The organism is Nocardia sp. NPDC051981 (assembly GCF_040680715.1).
GTDB lineage: Bacteria > Actinomycetota > Actinomycetes > Mycobacteriales > Mycobacteriaceae > Nocardia.
Genome location: NZ_JBFAXK010000004.1, coordinates 170,298 through 192,020, shown reverse-complemented (window position 1 = coordinate 192,020; position 21,723 = coordinate 170,298). Strand labels below are relative to the sequence as shown.

The 21,723-nt window shown below is 69.3% G+C and carries 20 protein-coding genes and 1 pseudogene; 10 read left to right on the top strand and 11 right to left on the bottom strand.

What is annotated here, in order from left to right:
• Positions 1-115 precede the first annotated feature (115 nt).
• Positions 116-3,229 carry a crotonase/enoyl-CoA hydratase family protein gene (locus AB0L60_RS10205; RefSeq protein WP_364610286.1) on the top strand — a complete coding sequence of 1,038 codons (3,114 nt, stop codon included), beginning with the start codon at positions 116-118 and terminating at the stop codon, positions 3,227-3,229.
• A gap of 85 nt (positions 3,230-3,314) precedes the next feature.
• On the top strand, positions 3,315-4,223 hold the full coding sequence (locus AB0L60_RS10200) for an alpha/beta hydrolase (RefSeq protein ID WP_364610283.1): 909 nt from the start codon (positions 3,315-3,317) through the stop codon (positions 4,221-4,223).
• A 130-nt stretch (positions 4,224-4,353) separates the two neighbouring features.
• Here the strand turns inward: AB0L60_RS10200 and AB0L60_RS10195 are convergent, their stop codons facing one another.
• The 4 genes and pseudogenes from AB0L60_RS10195 to AB0L60_RS10180 form a co-directional block, all read right to left on the bottom strand.
• Positions 4,354-5,007, bottom strand: coding sequence for an enoyl-CoA hydratase-related protein (locus AB0L60_RS10195; protein ID WP_364610280.1), 654 nt, complete (start codon positions 5,005-5,007; stop codon positions 4,354-4,356).
• A gap of 13 nt (positions 5,008-5,020) precedes the next feature.
• On the bottom strand, positions 5,021-5,632 hold the full coding sequence (locus AB0L60_RS10190; protein ID WP_364610277.1) for a helix-turn-helix domain-containing protein: 612 nt from the start codon (positions 5,630-5,632) through the stop codon (positions 5,021-5,023).
• 53 nt (positions 5,633-5,685) lie between these two features.
• Positions 5,686-6,312 (bottom strand): annotated as a pseudogene (locus tag AB0L60_RS10185) (AMP-binding protein); the annotation flags it as partial.
• Positions 6,313-6,521: 209 nt separating this feature from the next.
• The gene (locus AB0L60_RS10180) at positions 6,522-7,103 is read right to left on the bottom strand and encodes a TetR/AcrR family transcriptional regulator (protein ID WP_364610274.1); all 582 of its coding nucleotides are present in this window, start codon (positions 7,101-7,103) and stop codon (positions 6,522-6,524) included.
• Positions 7,104-7,198: 95 nt separating this feature from the next.
• On the opposite strand from AB0L60_RS10180, the gene AB0L60_RS10175 reads away from it, so the two are divergent.
• The 5 genes from AB0L60_RS10175 to AB0L60_RS10155 all read left to right on the top strand — a co-directional run bounded on the left by AB0L60_RS10175 (position 7,199) and on the right by AB0L60_RS10155 (position 12,305).
• Positions 7,199-8,023: an SDR family oxidoreductase gene (locus AB0L60_RS10175; RefSeq protein WP_364610271.1), complete on the top strand. Its 825-nt coding sequence runs from the start codon at positions 7,199-7,201 to the stop codon at positions 8,021-8,023.
• Positions 8,020-9,108, top strand: a complete 1,089-nt coding sequence (locus AB0L60_RS10170) for a dihydrodipicolinate reductase (RefSeq protein ID WP_364610268.1) — start codon at positions 8,020-8,022, stop codon at positions 9,106-9,108. The genes AB0L60_RS10175 and AB0L60_RS10170 overlap by 4 nt, the downstream gene beginning before the upstream one ends.
• Positions 9,109-9,385: 277 nt before the next feature.
• Complete coding sequence (locus tag AB0L60_RS10165) at positions 9,386-9,976, top strand: TetR/AcrR family transcriptional regulator (protein ID WP_364610265.1); 591 nt, start codon at positions 9,386-9,388, stop codon at positions 9,974-9,976.
• A gap of 24 nt (positions 9,977-10,000) precedes the next feature.
• Positions 10,001-10,594, top strand: coding sequence for a TetR/AcrR family transcriptional regulator (locus AB0L60_RS10160; protein WP_364610262.1), 594 nt, complete (start codon positions 10,001-10,003; stop codon positions 10,592-10,594).
• 109 nt (positions 10,595-10,703) lie between these two features.
• A complete protein-coding gene (locus tag AB0L60_RS10155; protein ID WP_364610259.1) occupies positions 10,704-12,305 on the top strand; it encodes an FAD-binding oxidoreductase in 1,602 nt (533 codons plus the stop codon).
• Between the two features lie 111 nt (positions 12,306-12,416).
• Here AB0L60_RS10155 and AB0L60_RS10150 read toward each other — a convergent pair whose 3' ends face one another.
• Together AB0L60_RS10150 and AB0L60_RS10145 are read right to left on the bottom strand one after the other, a co-directional pair.
• Complete coding sequence (locus AB0L60_RS10150) at positions 12,417-12,800, bottom strand: hypothetical protein (protein ID WP_364610256.1); 384 nt, start codon at positions 12,798-12,800, stop codon at positions 12,417-12,419.
• The gene (locus AB0L60_RS10145) at positions 12,782-13,156 is read right to left on the bottom strand and encodes a hypothetical protein (protein ID WP_364610253.1); all 375 of its coding nucleotides are present in this window, start codon (positions 13,154-13,156) and stop codon (positions 12,782-12,784) included. The genes AB0L60_RS10150 and AB0L60_RS10145 overlap by 19 nt, the downstream gene beginning before the upstream one ends.
• Positions 13,157-13,607: 451 nt before the next feature.
• Here AB0L60_RS10145 and AB0L60_RS10140 point away from each other — a divergent pair, with 451 nt between their 5' ends.
• Entirely contained in the window at positions 13,608-14,336 is a 729-nt protein-coding gene (locus AB0L60_RS10140; protein ID WP_364610873.1) for a class I SAM-dependent methyltransferase, read from the top strand.
• Positions 14,337-14,398: 62 nt separating this feature from the next.
• Here AB0L60_RS10140 and AB0L60_RS10135 read toward each other — a convergent pair whose 3' ends face one another.
• Positions 14,399-15,094: a TetR/AcrR family transcriptional regulator gene (locus AB0L60_RS10135; RefSeq protein WP_364610250.1), complete on the bottom strand. Its 696-nt coding sequence runs from the start codon at positions 15,092-15,094 to the stop codon at positions 14,399-14,401.
• Positions 15,095-15,360: 266 nt separating this feature from the next.
• Between AB0L60_RS10135 and AB0L60_RS10130 the strand changes: the two genes are divergently transcribed.
• Positions 15,361-15,879 carry a hypothetical protein gene (locus AB0L60_RS10130; RefSeq protein WP_364610247.1) on the top strand — a complete coding sequence of 173 codons (519 nt, stop codon included), beginning with the start codon at positions 15,361-15,363 and terminating at the stop codon, positions 15,877-15,879.
• Between the two features lie 425 nt (positions 15,880-16,304).
• Positions 16,305-16,469 carry a hypothetical protein gene (locus tag AB0L60_RS10125; RefSeq protein WP_364610244.1) on the top strand — a complete coding sequence of 55 codons (165 nt, stop codon included), beginning with the start codon at positions 16,305-16,307 and terminating at the stop codon, positions 16,467-16,469.
• A 66-nt stretch (positions 16,470-16,535) separates the two neighbouring features.
• Here AB0L60_RS10125 and AB0L60_RS10120 read toward each other — a convergent pair whose 3' ends face one another.
• The 4 genes from AB0L60_RS10120 to AB0L60_RS10105 form a co-directional block, all read right to left on the bottom strand.
• Positions 16,536-17,900 (bottom strand): NAD(P)/FAD-dependent oxidoreductase, encoded by a 1,365-nt coding sequence (locus AB0L60_RS10120; protein ID WP_364610241.1) that lies wholly within the window; start codon positions 17,898-17,900, stop codon positions 16,536-16,538.
• A gap of 147 nt (positions 17,901-18,047) precedes the next feature.
• Complete coding sequence (locus AB0L60_RS10115; protein WP_364610238.1) at positions 18,048-19,073, bottom strand: agmatine deiminase family protein; 1,026 nt, start codon at positions 19,071-19,073, stop codon at positions 18,048-18,050.
• Positions 19,073-20,038 carry a nitrilase-related carbon-nitrogen hydrolase gene (locus AB0L60_RS10110; protein WP_364610235.1) on the bottom strand — a complete coding sequence of 322 codons (966 nt, stop codon included), beginning with the start codon at positions 20,036-20,038 and terminating at the stop codon, positions 19,073-19,075. Before AB0L60_RS10110 ends, AB0L60_RS10115 begins: the two co-directional genes overlap by 1 nt.
• A gap of 45 nt (positions 20,039-20,083) precedes the next feature.
• Positions 20,084-21,637 (bottom strand): APC family permease, encoded by a 1,554-nt coding sequence (locus tag AB0L60_RS10105; protein ID WP_364610232.1) that lies wholly within the window; start codon positions 21,635-21,637, stop codon positions 20,084-20,086.
• Positions 21,638-21,723 lie beyond the last annotated feature (86 nt).

Here is a 21,723-nt window from a genome sequence, read left to right as displayed (position 1 = left end):
GTGGTGGCGAATCCGGTTGGCGGGGGTGCGAAGTCGCCCTCGCCCTTCCCGCGGCCGGTCGGCGGCCGATACCGTGAGGGCCGGATGGTGTGGACCCTCGGTGAGGAGGTGGGCCGTGAGTGCGGTGCCGGGTTTCGAGCGTTTGCGTGCGGTGGTCGGGCAGGGGCTCGATCGGAGTGCGTCGGTGCGCAAGCGGTTGCGGGCGGGTGGGCAGTTGGTCGGCAGCGTGCGCCGCGATCCGCGCATCGTGCGGGAGCTGATCGCCGGGTTGACCGGTCACGGCGGTCCCGGCGAGGCGGCGGTCCCGGCCGAGCACGCGGTGCCGGCGGGGCTGGCGGACTACCCGCGCACCGCGCACGCCCAGCACGATCTCGAGACCGGTCCGGCCGCGACGCTGGCGTATCTGGTGCAGCTGCAACGGCTTCCGGAGTGGGTGGTGTTCCATGCGGGCTGGCGCGGGGAGGCGCCGGGGGCGGCGGCGGTGGGCGTGGAGTACACGCAGGTGGCCAGGTTCATGGGGATCCCGGCGGATGTGGCGTGGACGGTGACCGAGGTCGGCGACACGGGACTGGCGATGCGCGGGCGCGGGCCGCAGGGGCTGGGTCTGGGGTTGTGGATCACGGTGGCGCCCAACGGGTCCGGGTCGAGTGTGTACCTCGACGCGGGTCTGTCGGGGCAGCCGGTCGACGGGCCGCTGGGCGCGACGGTGGCGCGGGCGCTGGGTGACGCGCTGCGTGATTCGCTGGCGGCGCTGCCCGCGTCCGTGGCGGCGGCCAAGTCGAGCACGACGGAGCGGGCGGCGCACAAGGCGGTGCGACACCGGGCGTCCGGGACGCTGCTGGCGCCGGGCACGCCGGTGCTGGTGGGCGTCGGGCAGGTGGTGCAGCGCACCCCCGACCCGTCCTACGGTGATCCCGCGCAGCTGGCGGTGCGGGCGTTGCGCGCGGCGGCCGCCGATGCCGGGGCGGGGGAAGCGTTGCTGGCGCGGGCGAATGCGGTGTTCGCGGTGGCGCCGACGTCGTGGCAGTACCGGGACCTGGGTGCGCTGGTGGCGCGCGCGGTGGGCGCGGGCGCGGCGGAGACGGTGCAGTCGAGCCCGTTCGGGGGTGATGGCGGGCAGCTGGTGCTCAACGAGGCGGCCGCGGCGATCGCGGCCGGCGATTACGACCTGGTGCTGGTGACCGGTGCCGAGGCCGGGGCCACGCAGGCGGCGGCGCAGCGCGCCGGGATCGAATTGGATTGGCCGGTGCAGGATCCGGCGGTGGCGCCGACGCGCACGGTGGGGATCGACAAGGCGGCCAACAATGCGGCCGAGTCGGCGGCCGGGCTGCAGGCGCCGATCAATATGTACGCGCTGCTGGAGTCGGCCAATCGGGGGCGGCTGGGCCGTACTCCGGCCGAGCATGCGGCGGCGGTGGCCGAGATGTGGTCGCGGTTCTCGGCGGTGGCGGCGGCCAATCCGAATGCCTGGCAGCCGCAGGAGTTCCCGGCCCCCGAGATCGCGACGGTGACCGAGGCCAATCGCATGATCTCCGCGCCCTACACCAAACTCGAGTGCGCGAACCTGACGGTGGACATGGCCTCGGGCATCATCGTGGCCAGCGCGGCGGCCGCCGAGGCGGCGGGTATTCCGCAGGACAAGTGGGTGTTCCTGCACGCGGGCGCCTCGGGCACCGACGAGTGGTTCGTCAGTGAGCGCAGCGATTTGGCGGCGTCTCCCGCGATCCGCACGCTGGGTGCGGCGGTGCTCGACCATGCGGGCATCACCGCCGACGCGCTGGCCCATGTCGATCTGTATGCGTGTTTCCCGGTGGCGGTGCAGATCGCGGCCCGTGAGCTGGGGCTGCCGGCGGAGGATCCGAAGCGGCCGCTGTCGGTGACCGGGGGCCTGACCTTCGGTGGCGGGCCGGGCAACAACTACGGCGGTCACGCGGTGGCGACGCTGGTGCAGCGGTTGCGCGCCGAGCCGGAATCCTTCGGTCTGGCAACGTCTCTGGGCTGGTATCTGACCAAGCACGCCCTCGGCGTGTACTCGGCGACCCCGCCGCGGCAGAGCTACCGGCATCTGACCCCGGTCATCGAGCATCCCCCGGCCCGCCCGGCCCGCACCGGTTACAGCGGCGAGGCCGTGGTGGAGGCCTACACGCTGCCCTACGGCCGCGACGGCCGTCCCGAGGCCGCGATCGTGAGCGTGCTGACCCCGCAGGGTGAGCGAGTCCTGGTGCGCTCCACCGATTCCGCCCTGCTCACCGCCCTCACCGAGGACGACTGGCTGGGCCTGCCGGTGACCGTGGACGGTGACGCGATCGTCCCGAGGCCCGCGCAGGTCGGCGGATCCGAGTCCGGCACAGGGGAATCCGATACCGGTGTATCCACCGGCACTGCTCCGGAGACGGCGGTGGCGGCGACGCCCGGTCACGGGTTGAGCACGGCGGGTCTGCCCCGGGTCGCGTTGCCGCCTCCGCCGCCCGCGCCGGTGCTCATCGAGCGCCGCGGCCACGTCATGATCATCACCATCAACCGGCCCCAGACGCGCAATGCGATCAACCTGGCCACCGCGCTGGGGCTGGAGCGCGCGATCGACGCCTACGAGGGTGATTCGAATGCGCGCATCGCGATTCTCACCGGTGCGGGCGGATATTTCAGTGCCGGTATGGATCTCAAGGCGGCCGCTCGTGGCGAGGTGCCGGTCACCGAGAAGCGCGGCATCCTCGGCATCGTCTCCCAGCCGCCGCGCAAGCCCCTCATCGCGGCCGTGGAGGGTCCCGCGCTGGCCGGCGGCTGTGAATTGGCGCTGGCCGCCGATCTCATTGTCGCGGCGAGCGATTCGACGTTCGGCATCCCGGAGGTCAAACGCGGCCTGGTCGCCGTCGGCGGTGGCGTGCTGCGCCTGACGCAGCGACTACCCCGGGCGATCGCCATGGAACTGGCGCTGACCGGTGACCCGATCACCGCGGCCCGCGCCGCCGAGATCGGTTTGATCAACGAGGTCGCCGCGCCGGGCAAGGCGCTCGAGGCGGCGCTGGCGCTGGCCGAGCGGATCGCGGTGAACGCTCCGCTGAGTATCGATGCGAGCAAGCAGATCATCGACCAGGCCCCGGACTGGTCGGTGGCCGAGGCGTTCGGCAAGCAAGGGCAGGTCGCCGCGGCCGCCCTGTCGTCGCAGGACGCCGGGGAGGGTATGCGCGCGTTCGTGGAGAAGCGTCCCCCGGTCTGGCAGGGCCGCTGACCGCGATGGCGGCTCCGCGCCGCGGGGCCGAATGTGTTCAGGTGTCCAGGAATTCGACAGTCGACACGAGTGAGAGGGTATGTGCATGCCGATCGATCATCCTGTTGCGCGCCCGCTGACGTTGCGCCGTGACGGCCTGGAACTGTCCGCTCGTCATTGTGGTCCGGACGACGCGCCGCTGGTGATCCTGCTGCACGGGTTTCCGGATACGCCGCACACGTGGGACGGGTTGATCCCGCTGCTGGTGGAGGCCGGGTATCAGGTGCTGGCGCCGTGGTTGCGCGGCTATACGCCGGGGTCGGCGTCGCGGGCGGCGCGCTATGACCTGATGGCGGTGAGTGCGGATGTGGCGGCCTGGCATGCGGAGCTGGGTGAGCCGCGCGCGCATCTGGTGGGACACGACTGGGGTGCGTTCGTGGCGATGATCCTGGCCAAGCAGGATCCGCGGCGGTGGGAGTCGTTGACACTGCTGGCGATTCCGCCGTTCGGGGGCGGGGTGGCGCCGGGCATGTGGCGGTATCTGCCGCGGCAGCTGGTGTTGTCGTCGTACATCCTGGTCATGCAGTCGGGGCTGTCGCCGCGGTTGCTGACCCGCCGGGGTGCGGGGTTCGTGCGGGCGCTGTGGCGGCGGTGGTCGCCGGGGTGGGCGTTCACCGACGACGAGTTCGCGCCGGTGGCAGCCGTTTTCACCGATCCGGTGATGGCGTGGGCTGCGACGCGGTATTACCGCTCGCTGTTCACGGTGCAGCGCAGGGCGACTCGCGAATTCAGCGACATCCTGATGGCCGAGGCCGCTCCGCTGCCGACGCTCGCGCTGGCCGGGCTGCGCGATGGCTGCATGTCGCCGGATCTGCAGCGGGTACTGGCAGAGCATGCAGGGGTCCAGCACGCGCAATTGCCCGGCTGTGGGCATTTCCTGCAGGCCGAACGCCCGGATGCGGTCGCGGAGTTGCTGTTGCCGCATCTATGGGCGGCCGGCGCGCACACTGGATAAGCCAGTGGCCGCCGTGGGGCCGGGATCCTGTGTCCCCGTGGGCATGTCGCCCATCGGAATGGAGTGCTCGCCGTGCGACAACCGGGCGCGGCCGGCGGTGCCGGTGGCCGGCCGCGCCCGGTGAGCCGGGTCAGGCGTTGTTCAGGGCGGCGACGGCGTCGGCGAACATGGTGGCCTTGATGGCGCCGAGGGTGGCCGGGTCCTTGGCCCCGAGCGGGGCGAGCATCCCGAGCGCGGTGCCGGTGAGGGTGTCGAGGTCGGTGGTGGCGTCGACGAGGTCGTGGGCGAGGGCGTCGGGGCCGCCGAAGCGGCGTCCGGTGGTCATGGACGCGACCGCCGTCCTGGGAGTGACTTTGGCTTGGATGAGCGCGGCCATGCCTCGGCTGAAGGGGATGCGGATGTCGACTTCGGGCAAGCAGAAGTAGCCGCGGTCGGCGCGCATGACCCGGAAGTCGTGGGCGAGGGCGAGCATGGCGCCGGCGCCGAAGGCGTGCCCGGGCAGGGCGGCGGCGGTGGGCAGCTCGAAGGTGAGCACGCGGGCCAGCAGCGACTGCACCTGCGCCACATACCATTCGGCGCGTTCATCGTTGGCCGAGAGCCAGTCCAGGTCCAGGCCGTTGGAGTAGAACTTGCCGGAGGCGGTGGTGACCAGGGCGTGCGCGCCGTCGGCGACGGCGGTGTCGAGGTGCGCACCGATCTGGTCGAGGAATTCGGGTGAGAAGCGGTTCTCGTCGCCGCCGAGGTCCAGGACGGCGATCTTGTCGTGGTAGGTGAGTGTGGGCATGGGGTGTCCTTCCTCAGGAGGTTTTCGGTCGTGCGGGTGTGGGCCCGAGGTCGAGGACCGCGCGGACGGCGGCCTGTAACTGTTGGCGGGCAAGGGGATTGGCGAGGCGGTCGCGGTCGAGCAGGATCGCTGTCGGCAGGTCGACCAGGCACAGGGTGAGGGTGTCGACAGCGGCGGCGTCGGCGCGGTCCCAGAGTCGGCGGGCGAGGGTTTTCATCAGCTCGACGAGGGTGGCCTGGGTGGCGGCCAGTTCGGCGCGGACGGGTTCGGGCAGGTCCTCGCCGAGCAGGTCGTCGCGGCGGACGGTGAAGAACAGCCGGGTCGACATGGGGTGGCGGGCGGCGAATTCCGCGGGCGCCTCGGCGGCGGCGATGACCGCTGCCACGCCGTCGCCGGCCTCGGCGACCATGGCGGCCTGGAGTGCGAGAAACCGGTGGGCGGCCCGGATCCAGGTGCGCCCCACCAGTTCCGCGCGTGACCCGAAGGTGTGGTACAGCGCTCCGTTGGAGACGCCGGTGGCGGCGGCGACCGCGCGGATGGTCACCGCGGCGGGCCCGGATCGCACGGCCAAGGCCTCGGCGGCGTCGAGCACGAGGTCGGGGTCGTGGGTGCGGGGGCGGGGCATGCACCGACCATAACAGAGCAAGTGCTCTGTTATGAAGGGGTCAGTTCCCCCGGTCACGAATCGAGCCCGGCGCGAACACGATCCGGCCGCCTCCGCGACGGGATGCGGAGACGGCCGGATCGGATGCGGTGCAGGTCAGGGTGTGGCCGCCTGCCGAAGCCCGCCTGGGCACCGTCGGGCGACTGTTGCCCGGACATGCCCCACACCTCGGCGATGGGGATGCCCCGGCCGAAGAAGAACCCGAGGGTTTCCGGCGGGATCGGCGCGGCCCCCGACAGCGCCCATTTGAGTTGGTCCAGGCCGAGTTCGGTGCGCAGCGGCCGCAGCACCGCGGCATCGGCCCTGTCCCATTCGGCGGCCAGGTCGGAGTCGATCGGCTGGCCGGCCGGCTGGGCGGCGGCCTTGCGGGCGGCGACCTCGAGCCCCCCGGTGAGGGCGGCGCGGCGGGTGGGGTCGGTTTCGGCGGTGACCGAATATTCCACGGCCGCTTTGAGTTTCTCCCACACGCGCGGGACCGCGCCCCAGATGGTGGGGTGCACGTCGGCCAGGGCGGCGGGCAGCTGGGTGCGGTCGGGGACGACGGTGATCTGGGTGCCGAAGTATTCGTGCAGGTACAGGTTGGTGACCCGGTCGGCCATGTGCGCGGTCGGCAGGAACGAGGTGATGCGGTCGCCGAACTCGACTTCGGTTCGCTCATCACAATTCTCGTTCCCCTCACCATCGAAGCCTGCTCAGACGGTAAGGGGGTGGAGTGGGTGTCGCGGGCCCGAATGCGGCAGGTCAGGAGTCCCGGGTGGCCCAGGGCGCGGTGGTCGAATTCTGGCCGCTGTTCGACTCGCTGATGCTGATGCTGGGTGTCGGTCTCGCCGAGATGCGCGGCCGCACCGGGTCATTCGGTGTCGGGGCGGGTGCCCAGGATGCCGTAGAGCAGCAGGTCTTCGAGGGAGGTGGCGAATCCGTCCAGGTCGTCGATGTCGCGGATGCACATGGCGAACAGGGCGGCTCCGGCGATGGTGTCGAGCACCGTGTGGGGGTCCAGGCCGGGGCGTTGGGCGTCGCCGGGCAGGTAGTCGGCGAGTTCGTCGCGGGTGGGGGTGTCCAGGCGGGCGGACAGTTTCTCGTACAGGCCCGAGTCCTGGCGCATCTCGGCCATGAGTCCGGGCATGGCGGCGCGGGTTTCGGCCGATCCGAACAGCTGGATGGTGCCGCGGATGACCTTGCGGATCTCGGCGAGCAGATCGGGTGCGACGACCGCGGAGCCGACGTCGGGGAACACGGCCTGGGCGATGAGGTGGGCCTTGGAGGGCCAGCGCCGGTAGATGGCGGGGCGGCTGACACCGGCGCGGGCGGCGATGGCGTCGATGGAGGTGGCGCCGTAGCCCTGTTCGACGACGAGGGCGCGGGTGGCGTCGAGGACCGCGGCGTCCACCGCGGGGTCGCGGTGCGGGCCCAGCCGGTGGCGTGTGGTCACGGAAATCCGTCCTTGTCGCTGCGGGCAGGAGTCGATACAGTCTGTCACATCAAAGTCGTTACATTCTGTAACCGCTGAGGACTCGAGGAGGAGTCGTGTCAGCTGCCCCGCAGGTCACCCCCGCCGACACCTATCAGCCGGTGCCGCTGCTGGCCGGCAAGGTCATCGTGGTCTCCGGTGTCGGACCGGGCCTGGGCCATTCGCTCACCATCGAAGCCGCCCGCATGGGCGCGGATCTGGTGCTGGCCGGACGCACCGAGAAACGCCTGCACGAATACGCCGACGAGGTCCGCGCCCTGGGCCGGGCCGCGGTGGTGGCCAAGACCGACATCACCGACGAAGCCCAGCGTGCCGCGCTCGTCGAGACCACGCTGGCCGCAATGGGCCGGGTCGACTGCCTGATCAACAACGCCTTCGCCATCCCGCCCATGTACCCGATCACCCAGATCGAGGTGGAGGCGCTGCGCCACGCCAACGAGACGAATGTGTTCGCGCCGCTGCGACTGTCGGCGCTGTTCGCCGACGCGCTGGAACGCTCGCGCGGGTCGGTCATCATGCTCAACTCGTGCGTGTCCTACAGCTCGCAACCGGAGTACTCGGGCTACAAACTGTCCAAAGGCGCACTGGCGCACCTGGCTTCGTCGCTGGCCACCGAGCTGGGGCCGCGCGGCATCCGCGTCAATTCCGTCGCACCGTCGTATGTGTACGAGGACATCAACAAGGCCTATTTCGATTGGCTGGCGAGCCAGGCCGGGGTCACCCACGACGACATCTACCGGCAGAAGGCCGCACCCACCGATCTGGGCCGCCTGGCCGGCCCGGAGGAGGTCGCGCGCGCGGCCCTGTTCCTGGCCAGTGATCTCGCCACCGCCGTCACCGGCCAGATGCTCACCGTCGACTGCGGCGAGTTCCACCGATGAGTACAGGAGCAACCGTGAACAAGCGCATCGTGCTGTGGGGAACCGGCGTGGTCGGGTCCATGGTGCTGGCCGAGATCCTGCGCCACCCGCGCTTCGACCTGGTCGGGGTCGGCGTCAGCAATCCCGACAAGGTCGGCAAGGACGCCGGGGACCTGTGCGGGGCCGCGAAAACCGGTGTGCTCGCGACCGATTCGGTCGAGGAGCTGATCGCGCTGCGCCCGGACGCGGTCGTGCACTACGGGCCGACGGCGGCGTTCGCCGAGGAGAACATGCGCGTCATCGGGTCGTTCCTGCGCGCGGGCATCGACGTGTGCTCGACCGCGATGACCCCGTGGGTGTGGCCGCACATGGACAAGCTGCCCGCGTTCTGGCGCGACCCGATCACCGAGGCGTGCGCGGCCGGTGGAGCGTCGTGCTTCACCACCGGCATCGACCCGGGCTTCGCCAACGACCTGTTCCCCATGACCCTGATGGGCCTGTGCGGTGAGGTCGAATCGGTGCGCGCCTCGGAGCTGCTCGACTACACCGACTACGAGGGCGACTACGAATTCGAGATGGGCATCGGCCACCCGCCCGAGTTCACCGCCCTGCTCGAACACCCCGATATGCTCGTGATGGCCTGGGGTGCAACGGTTCCCATGATCGCCACTGCCGCCGGGATCGAACTCGACGCCATCACCACCACCTGGGACAAGTGGGTGACGCCCGAGGACCGGCCCTCGGCCAAGGGCATCATCAAGGCCGGCACGGTCGCCGCGATCCGCTTCACCATCAACGGTGTGTATCGCGGCCGCGAGGTCATCACCCTCGAACACGTCAACCGCATCGGCCTCGACGCCGCCCCCGACTGGCCCGCGGGCACCAAGGACGACGTCTACCGGGTCGACATTCTCGGCAGCCCGTCGATCTCGCAGGAGACCTCGTTCCGTTTCACCGACGGTTCCGGCCGCACCCCCGCCGTGGCCGGGTGCCTGGCCACCGGCATGCGCGCCCTCAACGCCGTGCCCGCGGTCAACGCCCTGCCACCGGGCTGGGTCACCCCGCTGGATCTGCCGCTGATCCCGGGTGCCGGCACCATCCGCTGACCGGACGCAGTGCGCGAGCCCCTCCCGGCACCACCTGCCCGGAGGGGCTCTCTCATGTCCGGGTCGCGAACCACCGATCCTCCTCGGCGGCACCAGCTTCCATTGGCTGGTAGCCAGCCGGCGTCCACCACGGCGTGCGTGAGCCGGCGCGGCCTGCCACGTCGCGAGCCCACCCTGACAGGTCCGCCCGGTTCCCGGCGCGCGTGGCGGGTGGGCCGGGCAGGTTCGCCGATTCGGTAGGTTGCTGGTGACAGGGTGTGTGACCGAGGACGGTGGAATGGGTACGGCGGGAACCAAGGGTGTGCCGCGCGCCGAGCGGGAGAATCAGATCCTCGAGATCGCCGCCGAACGTATCGCCGCGGTCGGGTATGCCGGGTTGAATCCTGGTGAGGTCGCCGCCCGGGCCGGGGTGTCGAAACCGTTGGTGTACACCTACTTCGGCACGAAGGACCAGTTGTACGCGGCATGCGTGGAGCGGGCCGCCGCGGCGATCGGTGACGCGATCGACACCGTCATCGCCGGTCCGGCCGAGCTGGAGATGGCGGCGAACACCCTCGCGGCGATCTTCGGGGTTCTCGAGCATCGCCCGTACCACTGGAATGTGCTCTTCGATCGCAGTCATCCCACCGACGGTCCGGCCGCCGACGCCGCCCGGGCGGCGCGCCGGCGGATCGCCGCGCAGGCCGCGCACGGGGCGGGCGCGGTGATGCGGGCGCGCGGGGTCGGCGATCCGCAGGATCTGTCGGTGTTCACCGATATCTGGATGGGTTCGGTCACCGCGCTGGTGTCGTGGTGGATCCGTCATCCCGAACAATCCGCCGCGGCGATGATCGCGCGCAGCCGCCGCCTGATCACGGCACTGTCGTGACCGCCGCATCCGGGAAGGGCTGAGATGGCACGCACCGCGGGCAGCAGGAATGTGCCGCGCGCCGAACGTGAGGAGCAGATCCTCGACGCCGCCGCCGCGCAGATCGCGCGGGTCGGCTACGCGGGTCTGTCGATGGCGGCCGTCGCCAAGCAGGCCGGGGTGTCGAAGACGTTGGTGCACACCTGTTTCGACACCAGGGACGGGCTCTATGCCGCGTGTGTGGAGCGGGCCGCCCGGGCCGTCACCGAGGCGGTCGAGCCGGTGCTGTCGGGGACCGCGGATCTGACCATGGCCGAGCGGACCCTGCTGGCGATCTTCGGCGCGCTCGAGCACCGCCCGCACGACTGGAACGTGCTGCTGGATCGCAGCCATCCCGCCGACGGCCCGGCCGCCGAGGCCGCCAATGCGGCACGCGCGCGGATCGAGGAGCAGGCCGCGCGCGGGATGTCGGCGTTCATGGCCGCGCGTGCGATCACCGATCCGGTGGATCTGGCGGCGTTCACCGAGGTGTGGATCGGTGCGGTGACCGCGTTGATCCACTGGTGGCAGCGGCATCCGCAGGTGCCGGGGCCGGAGATGGCGGCCCGCACCCGCCGGCTCATCGCCGCGTTCGCCTGACCCGAATCCGGTGACCGCCCAGCGGTGTCGGCGATGTCTCCCCTTGCCGCCACCATTATTGACCATGTAGTAATTTACCCATCGGTCATTAATGTGGCGAGTGGAGGATATGACCATGGCAACCAGATCGTGGTGGGGATGGGGCACCGTCGAGGACGCCGTCACCGGCGCCGAACGCACCGCACTGACCCAGCGGATCGCGGACCTGCTGCCCGACGCCGACCTCACCATCCACCAGCCGCCCGAGCTCACCGCACTCCCGATCCGGCAACCTCGCACCCGCGCCCCGCAGGCCCTGGCCGGGATCGTCTCCTACGACACCGCCGACCGCGTGCGGCACGGCCACGGCCAGGCCTTCCGCGACATCGTGCGCAACCTGCTCGGCCGCGTCGGCGATGTCCCCGACCTGGTCGTGCGGCCGCGCACCGAGCAGGACGTGGTCGACGTCCTCGACTGGTGTGCCGGCGCGGGACTCGCCGTCGTCCCGTTCGGTGGCGGCACCTCGGTCGTGGGCGGTGTCGAACCCCGCGACTGCGGCGACTATCCCGGCAGCGTCGCGCTCGATCTCACCGCGCTCGACCAGGTCCTCGAGATCGACCGCACCAGCCGCGCGGCCCGCATCCAGGCCGGAATCCTCGGGCCCGCACTGGAATCCGCGCTGCGACCCCACGACCTGACCCTGCGGCACTTCCCGCAATCGTTCGAGTTCTCCACCCTCGGCGGCTGGCTCGCCACCCGCGCCGGCGGACACTACGCCACCCTCTACACCCACATCGACGACCTGCTCGAATCGATGCGCGTCGTCACCCCCGTCGGGGTCGGCGAATCGCGGCGGCTGCCCGCCTCCGGCGCGGGGCCCGCCCCCGACCGCCTGTTCCTCGGCTCGGAGGGCGCCCTCGGCGTCATCACCGAAGCGTGGATGCGGCTGCAGGATCGGCCCCGCTGGCGCGCGAAGGCCTCGGTCCTGTTCGACGACTACCGCGCCGCCGTCGACGCCACCCGCACCCTGGCCCAATCCGGGCTGAATCCGGCCAACTGCCGGCTGCTCGACCCCGCCGAAGCGTTCCTCAACGCGGGAGTCCTCGCCGCCGGGGGAGTCCTGGTCCTCGGATTCGAATCCGCCGACCACCCCGTCGACGAATCGTTGCGCCGTGCCGTCGAGATCTGCGCGGGGTTCGGCGGCCGCACCCGCGACGAGGCTCCCGCCGCATCCGACGCCGACCCCTCCGACACCTGGCGCTCGTCGTTCCTGCGCATGCCCTATCAGCGCGACGCCCTCGCCGCCCAGTCGATGATCACCGAAACCTTCGAAACCGCCTGCACCTGGGACCGATTCGACCAGCTGCGCGCCGCCATCGAGACCGCGGCCGCCGACGCGTTCCGATCGGCCGGTGTCACCGGCGTGCTGACCTGCCGGTTCACCCACGTCTATCCCGACGGGCCCGGACCCTACTTCGGCGCGTACGCCGCCGGCCGCTGGGGGAGCACCGTCGAACAGTGGGACGAGGTCAAAACCGCTGTCTCCGAAGCCATTTCCGCCAACGGCGGCACCATCACCCACCATCACGCCGTCGGCCGCGACCACCGGCGCTGGTACGACCGGGAACGACCCGGCCCGTTCGCCACCGCCCTGCGCGCCACCAAACATGCCCTCGACCCCGCGTGGATCCTCAATCCGGGCGTCCTCATCGACCGCGACGGGCGGTCATGAACAAACACCTGCTCGACCGGTTCGGCTCGGGCATCTCCGCGGGCGACCGGTCCTGTAGCACCGGCCCGTACGCCGGCTCGGGCTTCAGCACGGCCGGGGGTTGGCGGACGGTCAGCGCAGGGAGTAAACGTAGCGGCTGGTCGGGATGACGCCGAGGTCGCGGTCGGCGCCTACACGGGCGATGCTGTCGAGCATGCGCCGCTCGAGTTCGGCGTCGTCACCGCCGCTTCCCCAGTAGGCGTGCGGATCCGACATCGCAGCCATCGGGAACAGTTCCTCGACAACGGCGTCCACCCGTCCGTCGGGGGTGATCGAGCCCAGCACCGGATTCTGGATGTAGCCCAGACTGGCCTGGTTGTCCAGCGCGACCCGGGTGTGGTCGCCGATCCAGTTCTCCAGCCACGGCGCCCGGGTCTCCTGGTCACCCCGATCGCGGACGCGCAGATGGACTCGGTGCCACTGGTGGCCATCACCGGTCAGGTCGGCCGGCCACATAGCCGTGCGCGCTGTTCCAGGTCTTCAGCGCGTCCACCGCCTCGACCACGTGCTTCACCGCGATGCGCGCGAACGCGTCGGCGCGGACACCCCTGGGTGCGCGGCGGGCGCAACGGGGTGAGCTCGTCGACGACGAACCCGTCGAGCCGATCGGCCAGCGGTCGCAGTAGCGCGGTGATCCGATCGGGGTCCTCGACCCCATGCAGCGTCACCACGGCGTCGACGGGCGTGTCATAGGTGCACATCCACAGCTCGGCCGCGGCGACGTACTCGTCACGGATATTCACCTGCAGTTCGCTGAGACCGCAGTGGGACAGCGCCCGCCGCAGTTCGCCATCGTGCGGGCTTGTCTTCAATTCGCCCCCACAGCAAATACGTCAGTTTCATAGCCCTGCTACCCGTAATGTGATGCTGATCATCGAACCAACCGGACAGTAACCCAGCCTTCGGGACGGCAACCGGCCCGTGTCCCACTCAGCGGAACTGTTAGCAACCCGAACCAACTCGCTCTGGTGGCAACCGTTTCCGCGCCATCCAGCATCGGCCAATGACAATTTCGGTCGAAACATTTCACCAAAAGCCACATACGCCAAAGGATTTGAATTCGTCAGATCAGTATTTTCGGCACCGGGCGCGGAATGAACAACAGCACCGGGCCACCGCCGGTGGTGCAACAACTAAACTGAACCGAGAACTGACGTCCCATCATCGGAACGATTCGTCGCATCGCTGGCACGACCCTTCATGTGTTGCCCATCCGCAATCGAAGGAGGAGTCATGGGCACCGAACCGAAGCACGACGATCAGATGGACTTCGAAGCCCTGTACCACGACACGGCATCGGAACAGGGTGCTCCCGCATTGATCCCCTGGGACATCGGCGGCCCACAGCCGGCGGTGCAGGAGTTGGTGGCCTACGGCGCCGTGCGGGGCGAGGTGCTCGACCCCGGAACCGGCCCGGGACATCACGCGATCTACTACGCATCCAAGGGCTACTCGGTCACCGGTATCGACTCGTCGCCATCGGCGATCGAGCGGGCCAAGCGCAACGCGGAGCGCGCCGAGGTGGCGGTGAACTTCGAGGTGGCCGATGCCACCAAACTCGAGGGCTTGGAGGATCGGTTCGACACAGTCGTCGACAGCGCCTTCTACCACGTGTTCCTCGACGACGAAGAAACTCAGATCCGGTACGCGCAGGCCCTGCACCGCGCCACGAGACGGGGCGCGCGACTGTTCATGTTCGAATTCGGCCGCCACAACGTCAACGGCGTTCAGCTCGAAGGTTTGCCGGCGGAGAATTTCGACCGCGTGCTTTCCCCGGCCGGGTGGGTGATCGACCACCTGGGAACCACCACCTACCAGGCCAACTTCGGCCCGGAGACATTCGCTTACATGACCCAGGAGATGAGCGACGACTCCGGATGGGCTGATCGGATGAGGCCGATGATGGAGCAACTCCAGATCATCGGGCCGTTGCTGAAGAACAACCGGGTGCACGTGCCCGTGTGGGCCGTGGCCGCCACCCGCCTCGACTAGCCCTGCCGAGTTGCCGTACAACCCGAATGGTTCAGGTCGGCACGGTTCAGGTCGGCGCCGGGTCATTTCCCCAACGCTGGTCCAGACTCCTCCGGGGCAGTGGAGATGATGTCGATCACCGTTGCGACGACCTGGCCTTCGGGATCGCGGAGGCGCGGCAACGAGGTCCTGTCCTCCAACAGGGATCCGAGAGCGAGATCTACCAGTTCGGCACCGACCTGTTCGGCAGATCTGCGCCCTTCCGGCTCGAACCACGTCCACGCCCATTGCGCGGCACCGAAGATGAGCAGGCTCCGGATGCTGGTGTCGACGGGCCGGAAGTCACCGGACGCGATACCCGCGTCGAGGACACCGAGCAGGATTCCGGTGTAATGCCGGCGCAGCTTGCGCCCCTCGGAATCCGCATCCTCCCGCGCGAGCCGTGCGACCTCGCGCTGGAATGCGACAGTCCCGTTCCGGTCGTGCACCTGATACAGCATGGCCGCGTGCAACAGCCCGGCCAGCTGCTCGGGCGGTGTGGCGAAGGTCGATACGATTCGCTCCGCCTCATCGATACGGCGCCGCATATAGGAAACGTGCAGAACTTCCAGCAGCCGCGCCTTCGTGCCGTAATGGTGCACAATCAAACCCTGCGAGATGCCCAGCTCGCTGGCGACACCGCTGAAACTCGTTCCGTCATAGCCTTTCTCGGCGACATGGCGCGTGAAAATATCGAGAATCGCGCCCGACTTTCCCGGTCCCACCGCACGTTCACTCACTGATCCCGCCCCCTCCTCGTCCAATTTTCCGGACACCCTCGCATCGATCGCCTGCACGACCAGTCGTTGACTGAGTGCGCAGTCAGTATTAGCATAATGCCCCGAGTCGCAGCGGCGCGTTCTCTACTTCGACCATTCATCGCGAAAAGTTGACTTACCGCCCATGTTTCAGCACACCCAACCCGCCGAGGCCGGCATTGAGCGACGAGCCTCTCAGCACATCGCATGACGACCCGCTTCTCCGGCAGCGCCACATGTGGTCACCCATGAATGCGGGTGTAGCGGCGTACGGGAATCCGGCGACGGATGCGGTATCCCTGCTGTCGGCGGATCAATTATTGGCCGCGATCGCCGGGCGGCTCACCGAGCCGTTCCCCCTCATCACGTGGGCGAGAGAACTCGGCGACCTGCATGCCGCGCTGATTTCAGCGGTTCTGAATCCGCGGCGGAATGCACCGGAGGTCACCGAGACGGCGCTGTGCGCGGATATCGCGAAGGTCATCGACAAGATCAACTCTTGGGCCGCGGCCTATACACGCCACACCCGGTGCGCCCGTCGCCACACGCACACCTTCGGCGAGGTGATCAGTCATGTGGCGAAGACCTACGCCGAGGCGTGGTGGACGGTGCTGCACAGCGACTGCGAGGAGCTCCGGCACTCCGCGTGGGTTCATCTCGGCGAAGTCCGTGACGGCTACGCCCATCTCATCGGCGATATCCGGGCAGGCCGCGTCCAACTCCCATTGGGCTGGCGAGGCATCGGGCGCACCCAGCCCGCGGGCTGAGGCCCATCCCGGCGCGTGCCGAAGGGTGAGATCGGGGTGCGCGAAATCACCCCTGTCTCGCGACACCGAAGAGCTGATTCGGGCGCGAGTTCGCCCCGGTAGCAACAGATTCCACCATCCAGCCAGTCCAGATCAACACGTCACTGTGACGAATTAGCGACCGGAGGCGGCACCGGGGATGCCCGCCTCGATCAAGGCCGAGCGCAGCGCGCCGTGGTAGGAGAACTTCCGCCGCGGCGGCTCGCTGTCGCCCCCGCGCGGCTCTAGGTCGACCCGGCACGACAGGTGCTGCTCATGGCTTTCAGGCTGGCATGCCACCCCATGTTGTCACTGGTCACATTGCGTCCCACACTGGGTGATGTGACCAGTGGAAACTTTGCTATGGCGGAAGGTCCACGACCCGAGACACCAACCAACACCAACCTGTGGAGGACCGCCTCTCCAGCGAGGTGTACACGACACTGGCGTTCCCGCAGAGTCGGCTCGTCGCGCCGGCGCACTCACTGATCGCCAGAAATGTCATCGGCGAGGCCGCTCTGGCCGCCCGCATGGAAGTCGTGCGGGCGAGGCTGGAAGGCGAAGAGGGGTGAGCGTGCGGCGGTCGTCCCGTAGCCGCCGCACACCCGAGGACAGACCGGTTGTGAGGGACGGTGTGGCTACACGAGGCTGCGTTCGGCCACGATGGCGGCGGCCGCGCGGCGGCCCATCCGGATCGCGCCGTCCACGTGCTGGAAGCCGTGTCCTGCCAGGTCCGAGCAGCAGAAGTGGATCGGGCCGACCGGGTCGCGGTGGTCGCGGCCGTAGCGGGTCATGCCGCCCAGGTCGAAGCTGACGCCGTAGGCGCCGCGGGTCCATTCCTCTGCGCCCCAGTCGGATTCGTAGTAGACGACCGGGTCGGCGGCCTCGGGGCCGAGGTAGCGGACCAGGCAGTCGAGCACGGCCTGCTTGCGCTCGGCGGGGCTCATCTCGAACACGGCGTCGGCCTGTTCGTGGGCGATGAAGCCGACCATCGCGCCGTTGGTGGCGTCGTGGTTGGTGTTGTCGTAGACCTCCGACACGATGTCGGTATCACTGAAACCGGTGCCGGACAGGCCTTTCGCGCGCCAGAACGGGGTCGGGTACACCGCGTGCACCTTGACCACGAAACCGAAGGACATGTGCTGGTACATCTGCTGGCGACGGCGCGGCATGGGCGGATCGAAGCTGATGGCGGAGTACAGGTTCGGCGGCACCGCCAGCACCACGCGGTCGGCGCGCACCTCCAGATCGCCGTCGGCGAAGACGCTGACGCCGGTCTGGGACCATCGCACCTTCCGCACCGGAGAATTCAGGTGCACATCGTCGCCGAGGGCGGCGGCCAGGCGTTGCGAAACCTGTTGCATGCCACCGATGACCCGCTTGTCCAGCATGAAGGTGTCGGTGGCCAGCGCGGTGTAGGACCCCTGCGCGGCGGCCATGTGCAGTGCCTGCAGTGTCGAGAAGGTGTGTGCGGGCTTGGTCAGCATGGCTCCGGAGACGAAGAACGCCACTGTCTCGCGGGCGTAGTCGTTGTCGGACTGCCGCTCCAGCCACAGGCTGAACGGGATCGAATCCAGTTCGGCGGCAAGCGGATGCGCCCACGGCTGCTCCGCGCCGACCTCGGCGGCCAGCCCGTCGAGCAGCCGAATGAGGCGGTCGATCTCGGCGGCGGTGTCGGCGGGCGCGGGGAAGACGTCGCCGGTGAACTGCTGGCGGGTGCCGTCGGCGGCGAGGTAGACCGATTCGCCGTCGCGGTAGCGGGAGAAGGTCTTCAGGCCGAGTTTCTCGACCAGCTCGAGGGCGGCGGTGTGATGCGGGGACAGCCACTGGCCGCCGATCTCGATCATCGCGTTCTCGATGTCGCCGGTCCAGGTGCGTCCGCCGACTCGATCACGAGCCTCCAGCACGGCCACGGTCAGACCGGCCTTGTGTAGTTCGGTGGCGGCGGTCAGGCCGGACGGCCCGGCGCCGACGATCACGACGTCGCGAGTGATGACAGGCACGAGAACTCCTTGCTGAACATCGAGTTTTCCTGGAGATAACCCGAGGGTTGCTGTTTCTAGTATGTGGGTGCGCTCACGGTCCCGCTCGCGCCACTGCGGCGAATCGGCCGGCCCCTCAATCGCCATTGCGGCGTGCCGGCCGAGTTGTCAGCGGGCGGGCAGGGGCTCGTTCTGGGTGATGCAGTGGATGCCGCCCCCGCGCGCGAAGATCTCCCGCGCGTCGACGGTCACGATGACGCGGCCGGGATAGACATCGGCCAGCACGGCCGCGGCCTCGGCGTCGTTGCGGTCGTCGAATCCGCACAGGATGACCGCGCCGTTGCACACGTAGTGGTTGATGTAGCTGTAGTCGACGAAGCCCTCCTCGTCCCGCAGCGTTCGCGGGGCGGGCACCGGCACCACCTCGAAAGGCTTTCCGGCCGAATCGGTTTCGGCGGCCAGCTGCTTCGTGAGCTGCCGGCCGAGCGCATGGTCGGGGTGCTCGGGATCACGCTGATCGTGCACCAGGACCACACCGGGTGCGGGCAGCGCGGCGACGATGTCCGCGTGCCCGCGGGTGCCGAATCGCTGCGAGTCCCGCCACAGCCCGCGCGGCAGCCAGATCACCGTGTCGACGCCGATCGTGCGGCGCAACTCGGCCTCGATCTCGGCTTTGGTCAGGCCCGGATTGCGGTAGGGGTCCAGCTGCACGGTCTCGGTGACGAGCACCGTCCCGGCGCCGTCGACCTGGATGCCGCCGCCCTCGTTGACCAGCGCCGAGTCCACCACCGGCGTCCCGGCCGCGGCCGCGACCGTCCGGCCGATCTTCGAATCGTGGTCCCACCTGGCCCATTCCTGTTGGCCCCAGCCGTTGAACACCCAGTCCACCGCCGCGACCGCACCGTCCGCGGCGTGGACGAAGGTCGGCCCGATATCGCGCATCCAGGCATCGTCGAGGGGTGCTTCGACGATCTCGATCGCACTCGACAGGCAGGTCCGGGCCGCCGCCGCATCGGCCGGATCCACGATCATGGTGACCGGTTCGAACTCGGCGACCGCGTGGGCCACCGCCGTCCACGCCGTCCGGGCCTCGGTCACCGCCTGCGGGGTCGCGGTGATCTCCGACCCGGCGGGCGGGAACGCCATCCAGGTGCGCCGATGCGGTGCGTGCTCGGCGGGCATGTGCCAGCTCATCAGGGCCGCCCGAAGGGGTGCTGGTGATCGACGGGCGCGGTCAGGCGGGCGTAGGTGTCGGGCCGGCGGGTGTCCAGGAACGGGAACAGGGTCAGCCAGTCGCGGCGCTGATCCAGATCCAGATCGGCGACCAGCACGGCCGCCTCGTCGCGCGGGGCCTGCACCAGGATCCGGCCGTAGGGGTCGGAAATGAACGACGAACCGTAGAAGGTGATCTCGCCCTCGTCGCCGAAACGGTTGGGCACCACCATGAATGTGCCGCTGGTGATGCCGTTGCCGACGATCACGTGCTGCCACAGCGGCTGGGTGTCGAAGGCCGGGAAGGATGGTTCGGAGCCGATGGCGGTCGGGTAGACGATCACCTCTGCTCCGGCCAGCGAGTACAGCCGCGCCACTTCGGGGAACCACTCGTCCCAGCAGGTCGGCATGCCGATGCGGACGTCACCGAGATCCGGATGGGTGTGCGGGCGGTAGGACTCCTCGGTCGCCGGGCCCGCGCGGAAGTAGGTGTCCTCGTAGTATCCGGCGCTGATCGGAATGTGCAGCTTGCGGGTGCGACCGACGAGTTCGCCGCTGGGGGCCACCAGGATCGCGGTGTTGAAGCCCAGCCCGTCGCCCTGATCGGCGCGCTCGTACAGCGAGGCGTGCACGAACACGCCGTGCTCGATGGCCGCCTTCGCCGCGAAGGTGACGGTGGGCCCGGTCGTCAGGTCCTCGGCCGCGGCGCACGGGTTGTCGCCGCCGCGCACGAACGCGGGGTATTTGCTCAGCGTCAGCTCCGGCAGGAACACGGCCGTGGCTCCGAGCTCGGCCGCCTGGGCGATGCCCGTGCTCAGCTCGGCGCGCAGCGCATCCGCGTCGGCCTGCCAGCGGTGCTGGACCAGGGCCACCCGCAGCGGCGGGCGGACCGGCTCGCCGACCCGGGCGTGCGAGACGGGCGGTTCGAAACAGGTGACGACGTGCATGATTCCTCCTGTAGTGGGAATAGGATTGCGGCGCAGTGGGATTCGCTAAACGGTGGGCGCCTGCACGGCGGGCATCGGATCGCCGGACACCGCGCGCGGCAAGGTCCGGCTGCGGAAGTACGCCGGATCCCGCCAGCGCTGCACCAGCATCAGCGCCGCGCCCAGCATCAGAATCCCGAACCCCAGATAGAACACCAGCCCGATGCCGAAGATCTCGGCGCCGCTACCGGTTGCCGGATCGAGGCTCTCGCGCACCGAGATGGCGAAGATGATCAGCAGCATGGCCCCGCCGAGCAGCGGGAACAGCAGCTTGAACAGGAAATCGCGGCCCGAGGCGAACCACCGCTTGCGGAAGTACCAGACGCACGCGAACGCGGTCAGTCCGTAGTACCAGCAGATCATGATGCCCAGCGCGGCGATCGTGTCCTGCAGGACGTGCTCCGACAGCAGCGCGGTCAGCGCATAGAAACCGCCCGCCACCAGCGCGGCGACCGCGGTGGTGAACCGCGGCACCTGATAGCGCGGGTGCACCGAGGCGAACCGGCTGGGCAGCGCCCGGTAGGTGCCCATGGCGAGCATGGCGCGTGCCGCGGGCAGAAAGGTGGCCTGCAGGCTGGCGATGGTGGAGACCAGCACCGCGAGGTACAGCAGAATCTCGCCGTTGCCGCCGAGCACCGGCTGGGCCAGCGCACCGAACACATTGTCCGAGGTCTGCGGATTGCCCAGTCCGATACCGGTTTCGCCGACGCCGGCGTACCACATGAGCGACACCGCCAGCAGCAGATAGGTGCCGAGCACGGTCAGGATGGACAGCACTCCGGCCCGCCCGGGGGTGCGCTGCGGATCCTTGCACTCCTCGCCGAGGGTGAGCGCGGTATCCCAGCCCCAGTACAGGAACACCGACCCGATCAAGCCCATGGCGAACGCGCCCAGGGTGAGTCCGGTGAACGGATCGAACCAGTCGACATCGAAGCTCAGCCCGGACGGCGCGTCCCCGGCCAGCGCCTTCCACAGCGCCATCCCGGCGAACACCAGCAGCACCGTCAGCTGGAAGCCGACCAGCACGTACTGCAGGCGTTCACTGGACGTGATGCCGCGGCTGGCCGCCCACCCGGCCGCCGCCAGGAACACCAGCGTGGTCACGATATTGATCGGCTTGTTGTCACCGAGGGTCGCGATGGCCTCCGACCCCACCAGCTTGCCCACGAACAGGTACAGGAACTCCGCGCCGACCGCCGCGATGTTGGCCAGCACGATCACCACGGCGATCACCGAACCCCACCCGGCCATCCAGCCGACGTAGGGGCCCAGGGATCGCGCCGACCAGGTGAACGAGGCTCCGCAATCCGGGGTTTCGGCATTGAACTCGCGATAGGCGTACGCCGCCAGGAACATCGGAATGAATCCGGCGATCAGCAGCGCCGGCATCTTGAGGCCGACGGCGGCGACGATCAGACCCAGACTGGCCGTCGTCGTATACGCCGGCGCGATGGAGGCGATACTGAGCACGGCCCCGGCCAGCACGCCGACCTTGTTGGTCGCCAATCCCTTGCCGCTCGAGGCGGAGGATTCGATCCCCGGAGAATTCTGGATGAGCATGAGAGCTCCTCTTGCGAGGGTCTGGCGGCGGCGGGAGCGGGAAGCGCGCTCCCACCGGCGCCGCGCCACGGTGGAGACACCGGCGT

Bases quoted from the DNA above. Each gene is read 5' to 3' on its own strand.
- AB0L60_RS10130 (WP_364610247.1), top strand. From the start codon at position 15,361: ATGAATGCGGGTGTAGCGGCGTACGGGAATCCGGCGACGGATGCGGTA.
- AB0L60_RS10140 (WP_364610873.1), top strand. From the start codon at position 13,608: ATGGACTTCGAAGCCCTGTACCACGACACGGCATCGGAACAGGGTGCT.
- AB0L60_RS10155 (WP_364610259.1), top strand. From the start codon at position 10,704: ATGACCATGGCAACCAGATCGTGGTGGGGATGGGGCACCGTCGAGGAC.
- AB0L60_RS10195 (WP_364610280.1), bottom strand. From the start codon at position 5,007: ATGCCCACACTCACCTACCACGACAAGATCGCCGTCCTGGACCTCGGC.
- AB0L60_RS10170 (WP_364610268.1), top strand. From the start codon at position 8,020: ATGAGTACAGGAGCAACCGTGAACAAGCGCATCGTGCTGTGGGGAACC.
- AB0L60_RS10165 (WP_364610265.1), top strand. From the start codon at position 9,386: ATGGGTACGGCGGGAACCAAGGGTGTGCCGCGCGCCGAGCGGGAGAAT.
- AB0L60_RS10190 (WP_364610277.1), bottom strand. From the start codon at position 5,632: ATGCCCCGCCCCCGCACCCACGACCCCGACCTCGTGCTCGACGCCGCC.
- AB0L60_RS10110 (WP_364610235.1), bottom strand. From the start codon at position 20,038: ATGCACGTCGTCACCTGTTTCGAACCGCCCGTCTCGCACGCCCGGGTC.
- AB0L60_RS10160 (WP_364610262.1), top strand. From the start codon at position 10,001: ATGGCACGCACCGCGGGCAGCAGGAATGTGCCGCGCGCCGAACGTGAG.
- AB0L60_RS10105 (WP_364610232.1), bottom strand. From the start codon at position 21,637: ATGCTCATCCAGAATTCTCCGGGGATCGAATCCTCCGCCTCGAGCGGC.
- AB0L60_RS10200 (WP_364610283.1), top strand. From the start codon at position 3,315: ATGCCGATCGATCATCCTGTTGCGCGCCCGCTGACGTTGCGCCGTGAC.
- AB0L60_RS10115 (WP_364610238.1), bottom strand. From the start codon at position 19,073: ATGAGCTGGCACATGCCCGCCGAGCACGCACCGCATCGGCGCACCTGG.
- AB0L60_RS10150 (WP_364610256.1), bottom strand. From the start codon at position 12,800: ATGTGGCCGGCCGACCTGACCGGTGATGGCCACCAGTGGCACCGAGTC.